A 20588-nucleotide genomic window follows, 5' to 3' on the forward strand; every position below is an offset into this window, starting at 1 on the left:
ACATAAATATCGTATGGACTATTCCGCTCTCTATATTTCGGGGAAATAAAATATCTCTAGAGAGTCTATTACTTTGCCGTCTGAGCCTTCTTCAATTTATCAGCAACGGCTTGAGTGTTGGATTGAATAGCTGCAGTTGCTTTGTCTAATGTTTTCTTCCCGTTTACTACCTGTGTCAATTCTTTCAATACAATTGATCGAAATCTCAATTCAAAATTTGGTGACTTGTTCATAAGAACATAACTTGTTATCGATGAATCCAGATTAGGTTTTAATTTATAGAATGCATCCAACTTGTACCCTGAGTACTCCTTAATCATGCGAGATAGAGGAGCACCGATACTATTGTTCGAGTTCTTGGGTTTATAGTATTCATTAGCGTAGTCATCTCCATTGAAATATTTGATGAAATCCCAAGCTGCATCAACATGAGATGCGTCTGCTGGAATCGCAAATATCTCATTAACATACACGTTCCCTGTTGACTTTCCGTCCTTAGCGGCAGGGCCGGCAGCAATACCAAGCGTGAAAGGTTTATAATTCTTCATACCTTTTTTGGCTGCTTGCAGGGACTGTAACTGACTAATAGAGGCTACTTTCATAGCTGATCGTCCCATAATGAACGAACTGCTTTCCAAGTAACTTTTGCCAGACAGACTAATCATTTCGTCAAGTACCCCGAACTTCGTTGCCTTGCTCGACAGACGATAGGCATTTTTCCACGCAGCTGTATTTGCAGTAGCCTTTAGGGTATTTGGATCCAAGTACGTTAATCCTTCTGTTCTGGCGATATCCATTACCAAATTGCTTGATCCAAAGGAGCTTAGGCCCCAGATTCGGGAGTTCTTATCTCCCTTAGTGGGGAATTTCTTAGCAAGATTCAATATCTCTTCCCATGTCATCCCATCCGTTGGAGTTTTAACATTGTACTTTTTAAATAAATCAGCATTATACAGAAGAGCGTAGGAATCCGCTTTTGGGCTTAATCCATAAAGTTTGCCACCACCTTGTTTCTTCAATTCATCAAGCAAGCCGGGGTATAACGTTGTCGTGTCATACGTATCTCGCTTAATTAAAGGTTCTAAATCGACCAACTTTTTATCTTTAGACATTTGTTGGTATTGGTAAGGGGGGAGCATCACAAGATCGGGTGAATACTTATTGATAGCCCCGCTGTAATCCTTAATCGCTTCCATACCTCCAGGTGTAACTACTTCGATATTTACATTCGGGTACTTCTGACTAAACAGATCTCCATATGTCATTTTGAAATCATTTTCATTCCAGTACAATACTTTTAAAGTACGTGTAGAATCTGCCCCGTTGTCCGAATTTGCAGAAACTTGCTTGCCTGTGCTAAAAACTGTTGAAATACCGATTAACATAACACTTAGACTAACAAGCATGGCCTTCTGTAATACCTTATGCTTCAAAAATAAAACCTCCACTCATGTATTGTTCAAACGATGATTCGCTTGTGTTGTACTCAGTATAGAAGTGAAAGCTTATCATCTAACTACCGAACTTCTTATCATTTCCTTAAATCGTCCTGACGTTATTCAATGCATAAGAAATATCGCTTATAATTATCGTGATGCTCTTCAATTTTTATTTTATCGAGAATTCTCCACCTCCAGACCAGTTCCTGTTGAAAGTCAACGTAAATCAGTTAGTTCTGTCCAATGGCCCGGATCAGCAGAATCTGCTCACTGGAGACTGGAGCTTCGAAATTCCTGTGAAGAAAAATTATGAGCAAAAAAACAACGGTCAAAGCGAGCCCTTGTAGAATTCACCAGACAGACCTAGTACGTTTCACATCAGCTTTAAAAAAACCTGAGGGACCTAGTTAGGTCCCTCAGGTTAGTTTGAGATAAATTGCTTATACTTTTAAGCTTGAGTGTATTGATAGAGCGAGATTACCACAGATCTTCCGGGATGTACTTGATCATCGTTTCGGAGCCATCTTCATTGATCTTATACGTATGGGTTCTTGTGGCTTCCTCGACATGTCCATATGACCATTTGTCCAAACGGTTGTCCGGATATGAAGGTTCTGCTCCAGTCAGAGGACCTCTATACAGCATCCCATTAATCATCTTAACGGCTTCCTCTCGGGTAATCTGACTTCCAGGTTGGAAAGAAGCATCCTTATACCCTGATACGATACCAAAACGGAAAACTTCATCGATAGACTGCTCTGCCCAGTTCCCCTCAATATCTGTAAACGAGCTAATTCTCAAGATAGGGTCCATCTTCAGCTCTTTGGCAACGCCGAGATAACGCGCAATGGCTGTCGCCAGCTCTGCTCTTGTAATGGGCTGATCCGGTCTGAATGTATGATCCGCATAGCCTTTGAATATCCCTTTATTTGCAACAGCTTCGATATAATTGGCACCCCAGTAATCCGTAGCGACATCGCTGTACAGCTTGATTTGTCGAACCTCATCTTGCAAATGAAGTGTACGGGCAAAAATAGCTGCAATCTCTGCACGAGTGATGAGCTTTTCAGGTTTCACATTACCGTCTGGGTACCCCATAATATATCGATCATGTTTGTGCTCATAACGGTTAGAGTACAACATCACTTTAATCAAGGACGTATCGTCCTGCGTATTCACAAGCGTAAGCTTATGATCTGAGCCGATCACAGCCGTAACAGAAGCATAGTTCTCGCCCTCGGTCATTTCGTTAACCTTTAGTTTAAACGTCAGTTGGCCTCGTGTGTCTCCTGCCAGCTTCCCAACATTCCATTTTATTTCTTGGCCGGTAACGACGCCGCCGTTAGCATCAACTAAACTCATTCCGGCCGGGATCGTAGCTTTAACATACAAGCCATCAGCCTCAGTCAACGTTTTATTGGCGTAAATCACCGTGAAGGTTAGAATATCATCTTCTCTGCCCTTCATTTTGTCCACAAGGATAGCTGTGGCAAAGTCAATGGGCTTGGTCGTTATGGTCTTCGGTGGTGCAGGCTCAGTCGTTGTGACTGGTGGCGCTACAGGATCAGTCGTTACAACTGGAGATCCCCCTCCGTTGGATGACGGCAGTGGCGTCATGCTAAAGTCATACAGTACGATCTCCGTACCTACATGAATTAGTGGCTGCTTCGTATCGACAACTCTGCTGTCGAAATCCTTATATCCTGCCTTGGTCGCGGTTAAGTAGTAGTCCGTATGAGGAAATACCATGAACGCATACTGCCCAGTCGCATCACTCGTCTGCGGGTTCGCGTTATCCGCTGGCGGGAAGTTGCCCACCGGTGGCAAGTTGACCACCGTTCCGTTGCTGTAATGAAGCGTAACGATTGCACCGGATATTGGATGACCCGTCACGGAATCGGTAATTGTACCGTAGGGGTCAATGAGCACCTCACTAATGCTGATTTGTCCTTCTGAACTAATCTCAATATCAGCATGACCAACAACAACAGGTTGTGTTCCACCGCCCGGGAGCGGAATGTTATAGATGACATCGGCAGTGTAGATGCCCTTAAGTACACTGTCGATATTAAATATTCCATTAGAATCAATTTGGCCTGTATGAGTCCCATTGCCGTCATTGATCAACACCGTGTAACCGCCGCCCACAGTTCCGTTGAGTGCCAGGGAGCCACCCTGCGATGTTTCTACCAAGACAACACCAGAGACTGTTTTATTTCCCTCAAAGGATCGACCATCCACACTAGCATTTACTGGAACACTCTGATTAAACGTGACGGGTTTTTTCTGTCCACCAATCTCTACTTGCTTTGTAATGGATACATCGTATGTCACATTACCCTGCGGTATAGCTAGGGTGTATGCTCCATCGCCCGCTGTAACTGCAACAGCATGAAAATCAGTAATACCATCACCATCAAAATCTTTGCTCACTTTAATCAAAGCGCCTGCTACGGGGTGACCCGCTTGGTCTGTGACGATACCCGTAATAACACCAGGGGTGATCGTAATATGAATCGTATCACTCACGTAGAGATCTCTTGGGCTATCAGCAACCGTTGCCGTTAATGGAATAGATGTAGATTCCGTACCGCCAAGTATAGCCGCCGTGAAGGTTGTAGTTGCGATTCCGTGTGCGTCCGTCAAGACGCTTATCATATTCAAGTTCCCAGCAAAATGGCCGTATGTTGTATCCGGCACTTTAAATACGACTTGAACCCCTGCCTGAGGATGACCCTCTTTATCAGTCACCACCGCCTTAAAGACGGATGTTGACGCGCCGTTACCAAGTATGGACGATGGGTTGGCCGTCAATGTCATTTCAAACTCGACAAGCTCAAAGTCTTGGATGACAACTCCATTCGTATTAACGTTGATCGTGGATACTGAGATTTCTCGATGAGCAAAGCTGTACTCATCGCTAACCACTTCTAGAATATATTTATTGATCACGACATTCTCAAAATTGTATTTACCATTTGAACCTGTCGTGAACCGCTCCTTCTCTTTACCTGCAAGGTCACGTAAAATGACTGTCGCCCCGGATACCGGATCTCCGGTTTTCTTATCCGTCACCGTTCCAACAATGCTCGGGTTGGTAATTGTGATCGTCACCGTAGCAATGTTGGACTGACCTGTTCCGTCAGAAGCTTGATATGTGAACGTCACACTTCCTGATGCTTCCTCTTTTGCCTCAAACGTGAATGAGCCATCCGAGCTGGCCGTCAGCGTACCCTTGCTTGCTTCGCTAACTGAACTAATATTCACTGCTGTGAGCGTATCATTCCCTACGCTAGTGTCGTTGAGTAAAATTCCTTTTTCTGCCGGGACGGTAAGTTTACCCCCTCTTGCAACCTGATAGCTGTCATTCTCGGCAACTGGCACCGCTCTGAATTTTGCATAATAGTCTCCGGCTGTCTGAACAGTAAAGGTGTATGACGCATCCGTGCTTACTGGAATACCTGTGCCTTCTTCGTTCTCATACCATCCCACGAATGAATAGCCCAGACTTGGGTTAGACGCAATTGTTGCCGATTCGCCAAGCCCATAAGCATCGTCACCATTAGTCGTGCCCCCGACATTTCCAATGACATGTGTATTGATTGGCAACGTAATTGTGATCGTCACCGTAGCTACACTCGAATAAACGGTTCCGTCAAAGGCTTGATAGGTAAACGTAACATTACCGGAAGCATTCTCCTCCGCAATGAACGTGAACGATCCGTCAGGGCTCACATTCAGCGTGCCCATGCTTGGATCACTGATTGAGCTGACATTCATCGCCGTAAGCGGATGATTCTCATCATCGGTATCGTTCGTGAGTATACCTGCCTCAACTGGAACAGTGAGTGTATCTCCACTCTTAATGCGATAGGTGTCATTCTCCGCAATAGGCTCATGCGTAGAAACTGGTAGAGTAATCGCAATCGTCACCGTAGCTACGTTTGACTGGGCGATGCCATTGTCTGCTTGGTAGGTAAACGTCACGTCACCGGATGCTTCCTCATCTGCCACGAATGTGAATGATCCGTCAGGACTTACATTCAGAGTGCCCTTGCTCGGGTCACTGACAGAGCTGATAGCCCCCGCCGTAAGTGGACGTCCCTCCGCATCCGTATCGTTCATCAAGATGCCCTCTAGTGCCGAAACGGTGAGCGTATCTCCTCTTAAGACACTATACGTGTCATTCTCCGCGACTGGCAGCATAACATATTTAGCATAATAGCCTACATCCGTCTGAACGGTAAACGTATATGCTGCACTTGTACTTACTGGAGTACCAGTGCCTGCTTGGTTGTCGTACCATCCCACGAATGCATATCCTTGATCTGCGCTTGCCTTAATTGTTGCTGAGTCACCAATACTGTAGGTGTTATCCCCTTCAGTCGTGCCTCCAATGGCTTCGATGACATGCGTGGTGACTACAGCTGTTGTCACATCCGTTACATTGGTAGTTACTGTATTAGAGCCAAGATTAATACCCGAAATTACAGCATTGTCGCTGATCACAGTTTGCGGTGTACCTGGTGCCGTTTTCGTGAAGCTCAGCACCTTACTGCTATTCGCGGGTACATCAATTCCCGTTTGTGTTTGGCCCTCACTGGTGACACTAAGACCTGTTTTTGTTGTATTCGTATAGTTATAAATTGTAACTGTGTAGTTTATAGATCCGTTGGTCTGAATCGTTGCAGGACCTGTCTTGTCAATCCCCATCTTCAGATCAAGCTTACCGTTGTTTCCAAGTTTCATCGTCGCTCTTCCATTATTCAGTGACTCCTCGGTTACATAGGTTGCACCAATTCCATCTGATTTGGAGATCGTCTGCTTACTCGTTAAAGCAAGATAGTAAGGGCTGTCCGTAGGCGGGAAGAAATAAGCCGCTGTTTTGGCCCCATCCATGGCATTACCTGAATTCAGGTAGCGAGATATGTTTCCTACATTATTGGGAGATACCCGAAAAGTAGGTTTTACTTTATAGTTGAGTGCAAATGAACCGTCTGTTGGTGCACTATATTCTCCCGACTTTGGGCTTGTCCGGTTCTTGAAGCGATAAATATGCCGTTGCATATCTTCTGCGTCGATATACCAAGTGAGACTGGTAACACCTGCGACTGTCTTAATGACGGCTTTACTTCCGTATCCAGCGAATTGATACGCTGTACCGCCATTTATCGTTGTAGTTGCATCCACCGTTGCGACAGCGTCAACGATTTTCAACGTGGACAGATCAACATTAAAGTCCTCGCTGATTTCGTCTGCAACAACAATTGCACTTGCTATATCGGCTGTCTCTGAGCCAAGATCGGTAGTCTCCGGTATATTGAGAAGCGGAAGTATGGTCGTAGTAGCTTCTACATCGTTGGCCAACCCAGCAAAAGCTGAACTCACAATGTCATAGGTTGGAGCGAATGTGTAATAATTACTGTACACAAAAGAGTCTGCGTAGTTAAAACCATTTGGCCCCTGAGCAGCATACGTTTTCAACTTGTCATAGGTATTCTTTGCCGTACCATAGTTATAACTACTGTCTTCCTTATGATCGTTGACTCTTTTCGGGTCAAGACCTGCCCATGCGTAGACTGGCTGGTTACCATTATACGGTCCGTTAATTGCCGTTGTGGAACCCAGTCCCACTGTATACACTTTGGCTTTAGTGGATTCTCCTCCATTGTATGCAGTGTACTGATTATCTAAAAGACCCTTCATATATGCGCCCGTGAGTATAGTCAGCGCAGCAATTTCCGGATCACCTGTATTGGCCAGACTGGTACCGGCAGTAGCTGGTACGTATTTGGTACCATCAGTGCCACTCTGATTGTAGTTTGCAATCGTTGTAGCTTCGGTTACCGCATTCTGAAAATCAGTTTCAAACGATTTGCCTTTGGGCGAAGTATACCATGCCTTCTTGGCATGAATTGCCGCCCCATCTGATAGAAGGAACAAGTAAGGCTGGCGCTTAGGTCCCGTGCCCTTAGTTCCCACACTGCTCATCGTCTTGGAGACACCATACATGATACCGTCCTGCGTTGGCGTACCTGCCCCTAGCGAGACTGCCGACTTCGTTCCAACGGCCGTACCATCCTTGACTAGATTGCTGTTCAATGTGATGTTTTGGTTCGATGTTGCATATTTCAAATAATCTTCCGTTCCATGTCCTGAACTAAATACGTAGTGTCCTAGTTCCATAAAAGTGCCAAGGTGGTTGGAGCTAGCCGATCCTCCAAACCAATAAACCGCAACTCGGTTATTGGGATTCGCATTCATGACTGTGCGGATTGCATCATTGGCTGCCTTGGCCATCGCTTCGACACGATAGTACACACCAGGTCCACCTGCTGTTTCTGCTATTTCTCTCCCATTTAGATTTCCCATAGACGAACTCATGTCCAAAATAAAGGTTACGTCCGCCGCAGGACCGTCGGCATTGCCGCTCCCTCCGACACCTGGGTTGGTCAAATTTGCAGTCATATATTCTTGTGCTAACGCTGACAATTTGACATTAAAACTGCCATCACCCTCTGCCGTAACGCTCTTGTCAGTCCAAATACGTCCGTCTGATGCCGCTGTACCAAAGCCGCTAGGTGGCGCATCCGTCACCGGGTCGGCAGTTAACTTGACTTGGTACTGGTCGTAGTTCGTCTCCGCCATAGTCGGAGCGATTGCCGCATTGGCCACTGAGCCGTCTAAAGGAGTAAGACCACTAAGCCCAAATATTAGACAGACCGTAAGCGCAATTGAAATAAATTTTCTAAAGCCATTGTTGTTCATATCTAGTCCTCCGTACAAAATTGAAATGTAAATATCCCTAATACAGCAAACTTCTTGTGTTTATTCGTCTATAACCTAACCTGTTCAAAAAGAACTATAGCAACATTTATTACCTTCTTCCCGTCTCCAGATTTGTTGCGAATTTTAGTATAATCATTAACTCTAAACAAAAACTGAACAAGAACGTAATAGACTGATACTCAGTTCGATCACAGTGAATTCGATACATTAAATTAATCGCATTATGTATAGTTCCTAGATAAAATTGGGCAGAACAATTTAAAGAGAAACTTGATGCAGGGCAAGTAAAAGAAATCAGTATCGGCATGATTAATCCCACCATATTAAGCGAGGAAGAAAAAAATACGGTTATCCAAATGATACAAGATGCAGAACTTAGACCTTTTGATGCAGGTGATGTTGTTGGATCGAACAATGCTGGAAAAATTACATTTACAGACGAAACGAGCCTAGACATCGTTATTTTCGGACCTTCTGGAGGAATCGAATTGGATCCGAAGGCTACCGACAAGGAGTATGAGATCATGAGTGAAGAGTTAAAAAATTGGTTTCACACCAATTATAGTGATCAGTAGTGTAAGAAAAATTTTGCAATTGCCCTCCAAGCAAAAAGGGTCTGGAAGCTTACTTCCAGACCCTTTTTCCATATTAAGGCTTCCAGTTCTTATTTCGTTTGTTAACTTCAATTGCAATGAACTCTGGCAAATAATTAGGAGTACAACCCTTTGATACCATTTCATCTTTATAAAGACCTGTATTCTCACCAAGTTTAATACAACGTGCACGGTACTTTTGATCATAAATGCCTATCCAACCTGCAATGAAATTCATAGCCCACTGGACTGTCGGCTCTTCCTGCGTAATATTAGCTTCAATTGCAGATAGTAAGTCCTCGGTGTTATCAGGAGGCGTTTGTCCGGTCCATCTCAATCGCGCTTGATAATACCAAAAAGCTCGCCTTTGAAGAGCAGAAGGGCTTTTTTCCCATGACTCCATCAATGCAATGGTCTTCTTGTCTTTGGTAAGCTGATTAGCCATTAACCAATCCATTAAGTTATTTCGCTCATCAAAAGTGTGAGTCTGCATATCCTTATCAAACTTATTAAGCACTTCTTGTGAGAGAAGTTTTTTATCCATAATTAAAATAGCTAATAGTCTGGGCAAAAACGCTTCGGTCGACCAAAGTTCCATAGCTAGTTCGTGATCTTTTTTAATATCCTTTGCGATTTTTCGTAATTCGCCTAGCTTAGTTTTACTATTGATCTGCTGTAGAATGTCCCCTGCTTTTGAAGAGTATTTCATTTCTATACTTTTATCCTTATTCATTTGATACCACAGCTCCTTTATGGCGAAAGTCTTTGAAGAGCGAAAGGGCTATTTCCCATGACTCCATCAACCGCAGTAAGATACGCTTATTTTCATATATTGACAAATAAATGTGTTAGACTACTAAAAGAAGAATTGCCAATCTATACTAAAGAATGCTACACAACTGGATACAGGCAGTTCTTACGATAAACGTGTTAGAAAGGAAACCCCATGAATAGTTCCTTGAAGCAACGAATGAAATCATTATTAGCACCCGTGTTTCCCGGTGGAATCATAACCATTCTGATATTTTCCCTTGATTACTTCCAAATCGAACTTGTTGAAAAATTTCTGCTTTTTGCGGCTTTTGTCATTGTACCTCTTGTGATTTTACTTTTGAACCATGACGAAAAGAATAAACATCAACGAATGATTTATGCCGCTATGAAATGGCTTCAATTTCCCGCTGCGCTTCTTACCCTGGCCTCGGTAATGAGTAGTAAGATGTGGGGGTTAGAAAGTACGGAAATCCCAGGGATTCTGTCTCTTGGATGGCTACTGTTCACACTGCTGCTTGGCATCTATGGCTTAACCACTATTGTAATCTCTAAAGGAAAAGCAGCTGAAATAGCGATTGGTGCGGGGCTCGTTTATTTTTTTATCGGGGGCATTTGGTTTACCTTATATCAATATCAATTGAACCTGTTCCAAGCTAATCCTTCAACGCACGCGTTAAGCTCGCTCCACTTCCATTTCTCATCTGCGATCGTTCCGATTTTTATTGGTGCACTGGGACGCATCATGACGAAGAAAAGCTGGTATCCTTGGATCGTTGCCATCGATATCATCGGACCAATCTTGATTGCTATTGGTATGATTTTCTCCAAGCCAATTGAATACGTCGGTGTCACTTTGTTCGCCTGTAATATTGTGGTTTACACCGCTTATCTCCTTTCTTACTTGAGGAAGAACTCTTTGGATAATAAGGCAACCATCTTTTTAGGCCTATCTTGTCTAGCCTTTTACGCGGTTGTTGTCCTTTCTATTTTCTATCCGTTACTGAAAAATATGTACTCCTTAACCATACTCGATTTTATTCCCATTTATGGATCTCTACATGCGTTTGGTTTTGTCTTATGTGGACTAATTGGTTGGGTGTATATGGTGGACTTCATTAAGGAAAAGGCTAACCAATCGGCTTCATAGGAGTAGTTTAGTCAGGTTCGTGCTATAATAGTGATCACATAAATAACATTCATCATTCTGCCGAGATGGCGATGATTAAGGAGATTGAATTTTGACGAACAACCATGATATTGGAGCAGTTAACGAACTACCGGAGAACTTTGAAGAGCTCAAACGAGCGGCTAACCGGACGTCGAGCTGGAGAGAAAGACTGAATGCGGTGAACGAATTGGGGAACTGGAATACAGCCCCTACCATTAAGTTGCTTCAGCATGTTTTGAAAAATGATCAAGTGTTTCAAGTGCGCGAAGCCGCATATCAAAAGCTCAAGCAGTTGGATGAAGATGTACAAATGCCTGCCAAAAACAAAGGTGAGCTGTTTAAAGGTACTAACAAAATTTTGCTGCGGATTAAAAAAAGCCTTCCTGAAGGTCACACATTCGAGCAATTCAAGGAAAAACTGCAAAAGACACGTCTGGATATTTATGATACTTACGAGGGCGACAAAGATGCTGATTTCGATTCCTGGCTCCATGGAATTTGGGAGACACTAGGTAGAAGATAACCGCCGTTCACCGTATAATAGCTGAGTATCAAGCCACTCCATCAATGGAGTGGCTTCTTTATTTCTTCAGCGTCACCTCCATCAGATGTGGGGGTATTTTCTCTCTAAAAAAGTCACCACTGTCAAACTGATCTGACAAAAAAACGCCCTGTCTACTGATTCTTAAAAATCAGTAAACAAAGCGCAAAGTTAGAGCCTTTTTGAACAACCTCTATACCATTTACTCTGGTATATAAGGAAGATCCAGTGTCTTCGGAACGTTGATGACATGTTTTTCTGTATACGTGCGGATGCCTTCGGCGCCGTATTCACGGCCAATACCAGATTGCTTAACCCCACCGAAAGGGAACCGAACATCGAGCCCCTGCACAGCAGCTGTATTGATCATAGTCGTTCCAGCTTCGAGTTGACGTGCAACGGAGATGGCATCCTCTTCTTTCCCCCACACAGAACTCGTCAATCCATATACACTTTCATTGTGTAGATGAATAACCTGCTCTTCATCGTCAAATGGAAGAATCGGAACCGTAGGACCAAACTGTTCCTCCACTACAATCGGATCATGAACATCGCAACCCAAGACAAGCGTAGGTTGTAGGTAGTAACCTTGTTCAAACAGCTTCTGATCAAGAATTTGACCGAGAGGGATGACCTTAGCCCCACGCTTTTGCGCATCTTCAACCAAACCAAGCACATAATTTTTCTGCTTCAGGTTATTAACCGGACCTACTGTCGTATTTGAATCAAATGGGTCACCAATTCGAATCCAGCGATTAGCCGCCTCTATATATTTTTCCACAAACTCATCATATATAGAACGGTGCACATACACACGTTTGGCGATCATACAGATCTGGCCTGCTGTCAAGAAATTAGAAATGACAATCCGGCGCATTGCTCGCTCATCATGAACATCAAAACTTTCCAAGAAGATAGCCGCATCATTACCACCAAGCTCAAGCGTCATATCCTTAATCGTTTCCGAAGCCGCTTTAATAATATGCTTAGCTGTTGCGGTTCCACCTGTAAAGGCGATTTTAGTAACGAGAGGGTTACTGGTCAGTTCAACGCCCACATCCGCATCACCATGAACGACATTGATTACCCCAGCCGGGAACTCACTCGCAATAATCTCTGCCACTTTCGCTGCCGCCAGTGGCGCATATGGACTTGGTTTAAGCACAATGGTGTTACCCGCAAGTAAGGCAGGAGCGATCTTAATCGTAGATAACGCAATGGGATAGTTCCATGGACTAATCGCAGCCACCACACCAATTGGATCATAGGAAAGAATCGTTTTACCATTCTCATGCTCTTTGATCTCTTCCTGTAGAGCCGATTTAGCTTCATTACAAGCAAACTCCATCCACATTAACGAAACATAAATTTCACCGTGTGCATCATACAGGGGCTTGCCATGCTCTCTAGACAGCAAATGTACAATTTCATTCTCAGCTGCTCTAATCTTCTCGATCGCCTTGCGCATCATCGTAATGCGTTCATCAATGGGGGTCTGCTTCCATGTTTTAAAAGCCCCTGCCGCCGCTTCAATCGCTTCAACCGCTTGTTCTTTCGTAGTGACAGGGAAATAACCTACCATCTCAGTTGGGTTTGTCGGATTCTCTTTTGCTACCTGCGAAAGGGATTTTACATTCTGACCATTTATGAACGCTTCAACTATAATTGTCTCTTGGTCTGCTTGGATCGTCATTTTGAATCCCCTCCGTTATTTAGATGGATTAATTCCAAACTTCTTCTGCAATTTCCTTCACATAACGAAGTTTACGCCATTGTTGTTCTTCCGTTAAAATATTGCCTTCTTCTGTAGACGAAAAGCCACATTGTGGACTCAAACATAGTTGCTCAAGTGGTACATAGGTTGCCGCCTCTGCAATCCGAGCTTTAATGTGTTCTTTATCCTCTAACTCGCCTGTTTTCGATGTGAGTAAACCAAGCACGATTTTCAGATCTTTTCGATTCACATATTGTAATGGCTCAAAACCACCTGAGCGCTCATCATCAAATTCTAAAAATAATCCATCTACGTTTAAGCCTCCAAAGATAACTTCAGAAGCGTAATCATAACCACCCGTTGAGAAATAATTCGATTTATAGTTACCACGACAAATATGCATCGTCACCACTAAATCTGCTGGTTTATGAGACAATGTTTCGTTAATCATACGTTGCATCGTTTTCAACTCTTCCGCCGGTTCCAGACCTTTAGCACGTAACTTATCGTGACCAGCGTCTGAGAATAGGTCTGCCCAAGCTGTATCATCTAATTGCAGGTATCGACATCCTGCATCATAGAAGGCTTGAATTGCTTTTTGATACGCCGCAATCGTATCCTGGAGGAATTGCTCTCGGTCTGTATAGATATTAGCGTCATTCTCCAATCGATATAGAAGCATGTTGGGACTTGGAATCGTCTGTTTCGCTACTGCGTCACCTGCATGTTTTTTCAAAAACTCAAAATCCTGAACAAAGGGATGACTCGAAAAATCAACTTTACCAACAACACGAATCCCACCCTTGCGCGTTTGCATATTATGGAATTTCGGTCCGTCTATTTGCTCATACAACTCTACGCCATCCAAGCCACCCAGAAAATCAAAATGCCACCAGCTTCTGCGGAATTCACCATCCGTAACTGCCAATACGCCATTTTCTTTTTGCTTATCAATAATTCGAATAATCTCTTTATCTTCCACAGCTCTTAATTCCTCATATGTGATGTTGCCTGATTTATATTGTTCACGTGCCTGACTTAAATCTGCAGGACGTAGAAAGCTACCTACATGATCATTACGAAATGGTATCATAACTATGTCTCCTTCTAACTTTTTAGTCTAATGAGTATAGCATGATGAAAAGGAATGCTTGTTATATGAAAAAAGCATGGCTAGTCATAGCTTTTAACAATAGCTAAAGTCTCAAAAAGCAAAAAAACCACAACCTCATAGGGTACTAGATGTGGTTTACCTCATATCAATATCAATTTAGCCTGACACCCGCCTTCCTATCTCTCCCATTACATTTATTTTCTAGTATAATAACGGGATACAACAAACATTTTAAAATAGAAGGAGAGTTGTTATGGAATATCATGTATCCATACATGGGAATGATCAAGAAAAAGGAACAGCGGATCAACCCCTTCGTACCATATCACGCGCTGCGGCTCATGCCATGGCCGGTGATACAGTTATTGTTCATGCGGGAGTATACAGGGAATGGGTTAACCCGGCTAATGGAGGAACAGCGGAGCATAGAATCGTATATCGATCCGCAGGAGACGGGGAAGTCGTGATTACAGGAGCTGAACGGATTACCAACTGGAATTCTGAAGGAGACCATGTTTGGAGCACAGAAGTGCTCAATTCCCTCTTTTCCGTTCGCAATCCCTATGAGGTAGAGCTCAGTGGAGACTGGTTGTTTGACGGGCCCTTCCCAATTCATCTCGGCGATGTCTATTTGGATGGCAAATCATTATATGAATGCGATAGTATTGAAAGCGTTAACAATCCTGAAGTTTGGTCCGAAGCCAAGTATCCCAAGGATTCATTGTTAAAATGGTATGCCGAGGTTGGTACTACAACAACAAAAATCTGGGCCAACTTTGGTGGAAAAGACCCTGGGACGGAAAATGTAGAAATTAATGTGCGTCCTTATTGCTTCTGGCCTGAGAAACCGGGACTGAACTATATCACCGTAAGTGGTTTCAATCTGCGTCAAGCCTCCCCCCAATGGGCACCGCCTACAGACTACCAGGAAGGTTTGATTGGACCTCACTGGAGCAAGGGCTGGATTATTGAAAACAATATAATCAGTGAATCCAAATGCGTTGGTATTAGCCTGGGTACCGAAATCGGCACAGGGCACACCAAGTCTTTGGAGAAACATAGTAAAGGCGGTACTCAACGCGAGCAGGAGGTTATTTTACAAGCATTACGCTCCGGCTGGCATAAAGATAACATCGGCAGTCACACTGTTCGAGGTAATGTGATTCACGATTGTGAACAGGCAGGTATTGTGGGTCATATGGGAGCAGCCTTCAGCCGCATATATCAGAACCGTATTTATAATATTCACCATAAACGACTCAGACACGGTGCCGAAGTTGCGGGAATTAAGCTTCATGCTTCACTGGATACTCAAATTAGCGAAAATATAATGTATAGCTGTTACCGTGCGCTTTGGCTGGACTGGCAGGCACAGGGCACTCGCATCAGCCGTAATGTATTTTTTGACAATCTTTCGGAGGACCTCTTCGTTGAGGTTTGCCATGGTCCATATATGGTCGATCATAACCTATTTCTCTCTCCGATGAATTTCAGAAATATGGCTCAGGGCGGGGCATTTGCTCATAATTTGTTTGCAGGCCGATTTGTAGTTCGTTCCGAAATTACTCGTATTACGCCATATCACTTCCCTCACGAGACGGCCATGGCCGGATACTCTAATATCACTGGAGGCGATGACAGGTACTACAACAATATCTTTATAGGTGACAATGATCCTAATAAGGAGCCTGTGCCCATCACCTTTTTTGAGCATCTTCCGCTTAAACCAAGAGATGAAGTTGGAGAGGACGGGAAGACGGTCATGGATGGTGTTCCGGACAATTCCATATGTTATCTGCATGCTGTGGGACTTGGCGGCTACGATCAACATCCGGATGTGAAAGATAAAAAATGGTCGGAATACACCAAAGAGGAGCTTCTTGAGCTTGGCGATGCGGCGAAGGATATCTTTATAGGCAATGCCATTCTTCCGGTAGCTATGGGTGGCAATGTATTTCTTAACGATGCGGTTCCAAGTCGTCACGAACCCCAAGCGAAGATAGTTGCACAGAAGGGCGTAACAATTGAGACGAATCTTGCACTAGGCAAAGTGCACATTCAGATCCATGATCCCGAATTGCTTCGTGGAACCTCTGCAATGTTAGTTACCACGGATCTGCTTGGAAAGACTTATCACGCCAACATGAAGTTTGAGGAGCCGGACAGCACTCCATATCATTTTGACTCCGATTTTTTCGGAACAAAGAGACCGGATGCAGATGTTACACCTGGTCCCTTTGAATTGAACGAACAGGGTACTCTTGATTTTGAAATTTAAGTTTATGATTGAGGGGCCAGTCATTTTAGGTGATTGGATCTTTTTGTGTGTAAAGCCTCTACTCCACTAATCGGGATAGAGGCTTTTAATTGGTGAACGATACTCTGTTTTCTTTCGGGTAATCTCTTTTTTATCAAAAGTATTCCGCTGTTACTTGTGGTACGGTTTAGCTTAACGGGGTTATCGGCGAAAAAAAACGAGAGGAACTGCTACACAGCGATCTGCTGATTCCGTTCAGCTATCGTACCTATAGTTGCTCACGCCATATTGAATTGAATGTCGAGCTTGAAGGTAAATACAGCAGACAACCCTATAGTGGTAAAATATAGATATGAAGTATTGGGGGTGAGGTTATGTATGGCTGAGTACAAAAATAACAGGAATTTTAACTTTCTATTACAACACCTAGAATATCATAACACCTACAAAAAGACGTTCAATAATGAGGAAGAAGAAAGGAAGAAAATCATCCATTTTATAATTGATCGTCCCGGTCGCGTCGCAGGGAATCCCCCTCCGCTGCTCAGGGTACGATTATCTTCGGTTTCGTGGATTGATGCTTCAATCTATACAGAAATTATGGGGCAGCTGGATTGCACTTGCGGTAACCTCGCTTACCTTCGGGGCCTTCCATCTTGGCAATCCAGGAGCGACAATATGGAGCGCACTTGCCATCACCCTGGAAGCAGGGGTTCTGCTCGGAGCTGCATTTTTGTGGCAGCGTAATTTGTGGTTCGCCATGGGGCTGCATTTTGCTTGGAACGCACTTGAAGGTGCGCTTGGCATTCCTATGTCCGGACTCCCTGCGGCCGGGTTGTTTACGGTGAAGGCTAACGGCGCGGCATGGCTTACGGGGGGAGATTTTGGCCTAGATGGCTCTATTGTTACGGTGATCCTGGAAATTGTGATTGCCATTCCGATGCTGATCGGTGCTGCACAGAAACGGCCATGATTTGTTTCCCGCTATTTGGATGGAAAGTTGGAGCTTGAAAAGATTGTCCAGCTCATGAACTGATTCGATTAATTCTCATTGTACAGAAGGAGCGCATTTAGCGTTCCTTCTGTAGCTGGCAGTTGTGAATCATTGCCGCGGTCGCAACCTCATTCTGGAAATCACGGCTTCTATGACGAGCAGATTAGGAATCCAACAAACCCAAGCAACAACCCGAAACCCCGCCTCGAAATCGCCAAGCAGAAGATTCAGCGGCGCTAACCAGATTCGAAGCGTAACAGCTGCAAGAGTAAGCGCATAACTGCGAAGCATCCATGCTTTATGAGCTTGGATGTCTTTCGCCATAATTTTTCTCGTTGCAATAAGCGTCGTCGCAACCCACAATACATCGAGCGACATGAACCCAAGCCCGGCAATCCAACCTCCCGTGGCAAAAAGGGATAAATAAACACTCACGATCCCACTAACTGTAATCGAAAGAACATATCCATACCCCAATAGGCGATGCAAACGTTTCCTATCATTCGTTGGCTTCATAAATAGTTGAAAGGGTCCTATGATCAAGGCAAATATCGCGGTAACAATATGGATGTATAGTACATATATCCATGGTTTGAGTTCAAAATTCGGCTTTTGCAATTTGAAAGAGACAAGTCCTGCATCACTAGCTTTAAGCACGCCATACTGAACAATTGCGTATCCGGCAGTCGAAAATGCAAGAATGAGAACGAGTGCCTGAATCATCTTATTTCCCATTTGAATTATCCTCCTCCGTTGATGCACCGTGAAGCTGTTGTCCCTTTAAACCCTATAGTGGCTGTAGAGTCAATACCGATCTTCTCGATTAAGGCATCGGCTAGAAAGGGACGCACAAATTCAACGCTTGTCGTGGTCAAGTTTCCTGCCGTACTTTTGGTGCAAACGGATCTTCGCTTCCTCCCAGCTTTACAGTTAGAAATAATACCCCTTCCGAATATCATTTAAAAGGGTAGGATGTACTGGTTTCCATCCTAAACGCTCCTGCGTCAACGCACTGGACGCCGGATTATCCGTTTTCGTGAAGGGTGCAAGCCATCCGAAATGTTTACCTGCTTCTTCAACCCCAATACCTTGGACCGGCAAGTTCAAATGGAGGCCCAAAGCCGTGGCGATCTCTTGAAATGGAATGCCCTCTTCGCTCACTGCATGAAACCGGGACCCTGCCGGAGCTTGTTCTAAGGCGAGTCTAAAAAGGCGCGCCGCATCCAGTAGATGCACGGATGGCCAACGGTTGTTACCGGAGCCTGTATAGGCGGAGAACCCCTTCTTGCGAGCGATGTTCACCAGATTTGGGAACAAGCCCGTCTTATCGCCTTCACCGTGTACGATCGGTGGGAGGCGTACAATCGAGGAACGTATCCCACGATTCGCCAAGTCTAGGGTGGTATGTTCTGAAATGATGCGTAATCCACCTTGCGATTGAGGATCCCCAGCGCTGGCCTCCGTTCCGAGACGGCCGGGAGTAAGCGTCATCGTAGGCATCGCGACGACAAGCGCCCGGTCACCGGCGGGTAAGGAGGTGCCAAGTGTCTCGATGGCTCGCCTATCGGTCTCAATTGCAGCCTTCATAAATCGCATCACTACATGACGAGGATTCCCTCCAAATAAAACCCTAAGCCGAGTTGGAAGGCCCGCATGCGAGAACTTGTGGAAGAAGGCCAAATGAATGACCCCGTCTACTGCAGCAGCCACTTTGCGCAAGCCTGCTAAATCCTCAATCGAACCGACTTGAACCTGGGCACCCAGTGCCGTAAGCGGTTTGCCGGCTTTTTCAGAACGGGCAAAACCAACCACTTGATGACCGGCATCCAGCAGTTCGCCAACGACCGCCCCTCCGATGAAGCCTGTCGCCCCTGTAACCAATACACGCATTTTCAGAAATCCCCTTTCCTATCGATAGGATGTTTACTCTTAGTATAGGGGATTGACTACTGCGGTCTTTGCCTTTTCCGTCCGAGTTTTTGCCTGATTCAACAGATTCCGCCGCTCAAAAATGAAAAATCCGCTAGGCTCTATGCCCGCGGAAATTTGAAAAGCCGTTTACATGTGCGTTTCACTTCAACTTTTGCTGGTCCTGACGCCACCTTGTGATATCTCTAGTTGGAGGACACCCAAAAAATCGGCTGTAATCGCGGCTAAATTGGGAATCGCTCAAATAGCCTACACGCCGGCTCGCCGTAGTTGCGTCAATGGAGCTGGATAACATTAGGCGCCTCGCCTCTTGCAGGCGCAGCACCTTTTGATATTGCAGAGGGCTCATCGCAGTAGCCGATCTGAAATACTCGCGAAACGACGATTCGCTCATATGGACCAGCTCCGCCAAATCCGCCACTTTCAACGGCTGAGAAAAGTTATTTTGGAGCCAATCAATCGCTTTTGCAACCTGCTGCATGCCCGATTCCGCCAGAACAGTCTCGGCAACATAAACACCGATTGGGCTACGGAGGATGCGGATATAAATCTCGTCTTTCACCAATGGAGCCAGCATTTGAGCATCATCGGGAGAGGACAGGCAAGCCATCAATCTTGCAGCGGCGTTCATCATAGCCAAGTCTGCTTCGATGACATAGCACGCACTGCGATTGCGAACCTCCGGTAAACCATTAGGAAATACCATCGGCAGCAACGAAGCAATCCTTTGCGGATCGAGGTATAGACCTATCCCCAAGAACGGTATTTGGGGGCTGGCCTGCATGATTTTCATCGCAACAGGCAAGGCAACGGGGGCAATATACATTCGCGAAGCACCATACTCATAAGCATCCTTGCCTACGGTAATTCGCTTATTTCCTTGCGCTGCAATGCAGATTACCGGTGAGAACATAGTGTGAACATCATCCGCCGCTTCTACTTGCGAATATCGATTCACATACAGACCATGGATCGGTGAAGCATAGGTCCCATCCTGCGAAGTATGCTTGTAAATCAAACTTGCCAACCGAGCTGCCTCACTATCTAGCGCTGAATTGGCATCATCTAATACAGATACATCCTCATATTTATAGTAATTGTCCATGTTCACAAGCAACTTCTTCCCCCTCAGATGTAACAGGATGATAGGCATGTTCATGATACCACAGGCGCATCCAGAAAGCTTAAGCATTAAAGTTAAATTAGCATGGATATCTCAAGTCTACCCTTCTGCAAGTCCGAGGGGATTCTCTGCTACCACGAAGCGGACAGCATT

14 protein-coding genes are annotated in these 20588 nt (G+C 44.7%); 6 read left to right on the forward strand and 8 right to left on the reverse strand.

Annotation, left to right across the window (positions count from 1 at the left end):
- Positions 1 to 68 precede the first annotated feature (68 nt).
- Entirely contained in the window at positions 69 to 1433 is a 1365-nt protein-coding gene (locus MKY95_RS32745) for an extracellular solute-binding protein (RefSeq protein ID WP_051447239.1), read from the reverse strand.
- A gap of 161 nt (positions 1434 to 1594) precedes the next feature.
- On the opposite strand from MKY95_RS32745, the gene MKY95_RS32750 reads away from it, so the two are divergent.
- On the forward strand, positions 1595 to 1786 hold the full coding sequence (locus MKY95_RS32750) for a hypothetical protein (protein ID WP_036611854.1): 192 nt from the start codon (positions 1595 to 1597) through the stop codon (positions 1784 to 1786).
- Positions 1787 to 1916: 130 nt separating this feature from the next.
- Here MKY95_RS32750 and MKY95_RS32755 read toward each other — a convergent pair whose 3' ends face one another.
- Positions 1917 to 8207, reverse strand: a complete 6291-nt coding sequence (locus MKY95_RS32755) for an Ig-like domain-containing protein (RefSeq protein ID WP_036611856.1) — start codon at positions 8205 to 8207, stop codon at positions 1917 to 1919.
- A 326-nt stretch (positions 8208 to 8533) separates the two neighbouring features.
- Between MKY95_RS32755 and MKY95_RS32760 the strand changes: the two genes are divergently transcribed.
- Positions 8534 to 8803 (forward strand): hypothetical protein, encoded by a 270-nt coding sequence (locus MKY95_RS32760; RefSeq protein ID WP_036611859.1) that lies wholly within the window; start codon positions 8534 to 8536, stop codon positions 8801 to 8803.
- A 73-nt stretch (positions 8804 to 8876) separates the two neighbouring features.
- Here MKY95_RS32760 and MKY95_RS32765 read toward each other — a convergent pair whose 3' ends face one another.
- Positions 8877 to 9554 carry a DNA alkylation repair protein gene (locus MKY95_RS32765; RefSeq protein ID WP_036611861.1) on the reverse strand — a complete coding sequence of 226 codons (678 nt, stop codon included), beginning with the start codon at positions 9552 to 9554 and terminating at the stop codon, positions 8877 to 8879.
- A gap of 213 nt (positions 9555 to 9767) precedes the next feature.
- On the opposite strand from MKY95_RS32765, the gene MKY95_RS32770 reads away from it, so the two are divergent.
- Together MKY95_RS32770 and MKY95_RS32775 are read left to right on the forward strand one after the other, a co-directional pair.
- Positions 9768 to 10742, forward strand: coding sequence for a YndJ family transporter (locus tag MKY95_RS32770; RefSeq protein ID WP_036611864.1), 975 nt, complete (start codon positions 9768 to 9770; stop codon positions 10740 to 10742).
- Between the two features lie 91 nt (positions 10743 to 10833).
- Positions 10834 to 11286: a HEAT repeat domain-containing protein gene (locus tag MKY95_RS32775; protein ID WP_036611867.1), complete on the forward strand. Its 453-nt coding sequence runs from the start codon at positions 10834 to 10836 to the stop codon at positions 11284 to 11286.
- Positions 11287 to 11506: 220 nt separating this feature from the next.
- Here the strand turns inward: MKY95_RS32775 and MKY95_RS32780 are convergent, their stop codons facing one another.
- Together MKY95_RS32780 and MKY95_RS32785 are read right to left on the reverse strand one after the other, a co-directional pair.
- On the reverse strand, positions 11507 to 12997 hold the full coding sequence (locus tag MKY95_RS32780) for an aldehyde dehydrogenase family protein (RefSeq protein WP_036611870.1): 1491 nt from the start codon (positions 12995 to 12997) through the stop codon (positions 11507 to 11509).
- Between the two features lie 28 nt (positions 12998 to 13025).
- Positions 13026 to 14111, reverse strand: coding sequence for a 5-methyltetrahydropteroyltriglutamate--homocysteine S-methyltransferase (locus MKY95_RS32785; RefSeq protein WP_036611873.1), 1086 nt, complete (start codon positions 14109 to 14111; stop codon positions 13026 to 13028).
- A gap of 274 nt (positions 14112 to 14385) precedes the next feature.
- On the opposite strand from MKY95_RS32785, the gene MKY95_RS32790 reads away from it, so the two are divergent.
- Together MKY95_RS32790 and MKY95_RS32795 are read left to right on the forward strand one after the other, a co-directional pair.
- Entirely contained in the window at positions 14386 to 16410 is a 2025-nt protein-coding gene (locus MKY95_RS32790) for a right-handed parallel beta-helix repeat-containing protein (protein ID WP_339196232.1), read from the forward strand.
- A gap of 556 nt (positions 16411 to 16966) precedes the next feature.
- Positions 16967 to 17362: a CPBP family intramembrane glutamic endopeptidase gene (locus MKY95_RS32795; RefSeq protein WP_339196234.1), complete on the forward strand. Its 396-nt coding sequence runs from the start codon at positions 16967 to 16969 to the stop codon at positions 17360 to 17362.
- Positions 17363 to 17491: 129 nt separating this feature from the next.
- Here MKY95_RS32795 and MKY95_RS32800 read toward each other — a convergent pair whose 3' ends face one another.
- The 3 genes from MKY95_RS32800 to MKY95_RS32810 form a co-directional block, all read right to left on the reverse strand.
- Complete coding sequence (locus tag MKY95_RS32800) at positions 17492 to 18118, reverse strand: DUF2306 domain-containing protein (RefSeq protein ID WP_339196236.1); 627 nt, start codon at positions 18116 to 18118, stop codon at positions 17492 to 17494.
- Positions 18119 to 18313: 195 nt separating this feature from the next.
- Entirely contained in the window at positions 18314 to 19273 is a 960-nt protein-coding gene (locus tag MKY95_RS32805; protein WP_339196238.1) for an SDR family oxidoreductase, read from the reverse strand.
- 181 nt (positions 19274 to 19454) lie between these two features.
- Complete coding sequence (locus tag MKY95_RS32810) at positions 19455 to 20504, reverse strand: AraC family transcriptional regulator (protein WP_339196240.1); 1050 nt, start codon at positions 20502 to 20504, stop codon at positions 19455 to 19457.
- Positions 20505 to 20588: the final 84 nt, after the last annotated feature.

This window comes from Paenibacillus sp. FSL P4-0176 (assembly GCF_037975265.1).
Lineage (GTDB): Bacteria > Bacillota > Bacilli > Paenibacillales > Paenibacillaceae > Paenibacillus > Paenibacillus amylolyticus.

Bases quoted from the DNA above. Each gene is read 5' to 3' on its own strand.
- MKY95_RS32790 (WP_339196232.1), top strand. From the start codon at position 14,386: ATGGAATATCATGTATCCATACATGGGAATGATCAAGAAAAAGGAACA.
- MKY95_RS32750 (WP_036611854.1), top strand. From the start codon at position 1,595: ATGCTCTTCAATTTTTATTTTATCGAGAATTCTCCACCTCCAGACCAG.
- MKY95_RS32800 (WP_339196236.1), bottom strand. From the start codon at position 18,118: ATGGGAAATAAGATGATTCAGGCACTCGTTCTCATTCTTGCATTTTCG.
- MKY95_RS32780 (WP_036611870.1), bottom strand. From the start codon at position 12,997: ATGACGATCCAAGCAGACCAAGAGACAATTATAGTTGAAGCGTTCATA.
- MKY95_RS32760 (WP_036611859.1), top strand. From the start codon at position 8,534: ATGATTAATCCCACCATATTAAGCGAGGAAGAAAAAAATACGGTTATC.
- MKY95_RS32765 (WP_036611861.1), bottom strand. From the start codon at position 9,554: ATGAATAAGGATAAAAGTATAGAAATGAAATACTCTTCAAAAGCAGGG.
- MKY95_RS32795 (WP_339196234.1), top strand. From the start codon at position 16,967: ATGCTTCAATCTATACAGAAATTATGGGGCAGCTGGATTGCACTTGCG.
- MKY95_RS32770 (WP_036611864.1), top strand. From the start codon at position 9,768: ATGAATAGTTCCTTGAAGCAACGAATGAAATCATTATTAGCACCCGTG.
- MKY95_RS32785 (WP_036611873.1), bottom strand. From the start codon at position 14,111: ATGATACCATTTCGTAATGATCATGTAGGTAGCTTTCTACGTCCTGCA.
- MKY95_RS32755 (WP_036611856.1), bottom strand. From the start codon at position 8,207: ATGAACAACAATGGCTTTAGAAAATTTATTTCAATTGCGCTTACGGTC.
- MKY95_RS32805 (WP_339196238.1), bottom strand. From the start codon at position 19,273: ATGCGTGTATTGGTTACAGGGGCGACAGGCTTCATCGGAGGGGCGGTC.
- MKY95_RS32810 (WP_339196240.1), bottom strand. From the start codon at position 20,504: ATGCTTAAGCTTTCTGGATGCGCCTGTGGTATCATGAACATGCCTATC.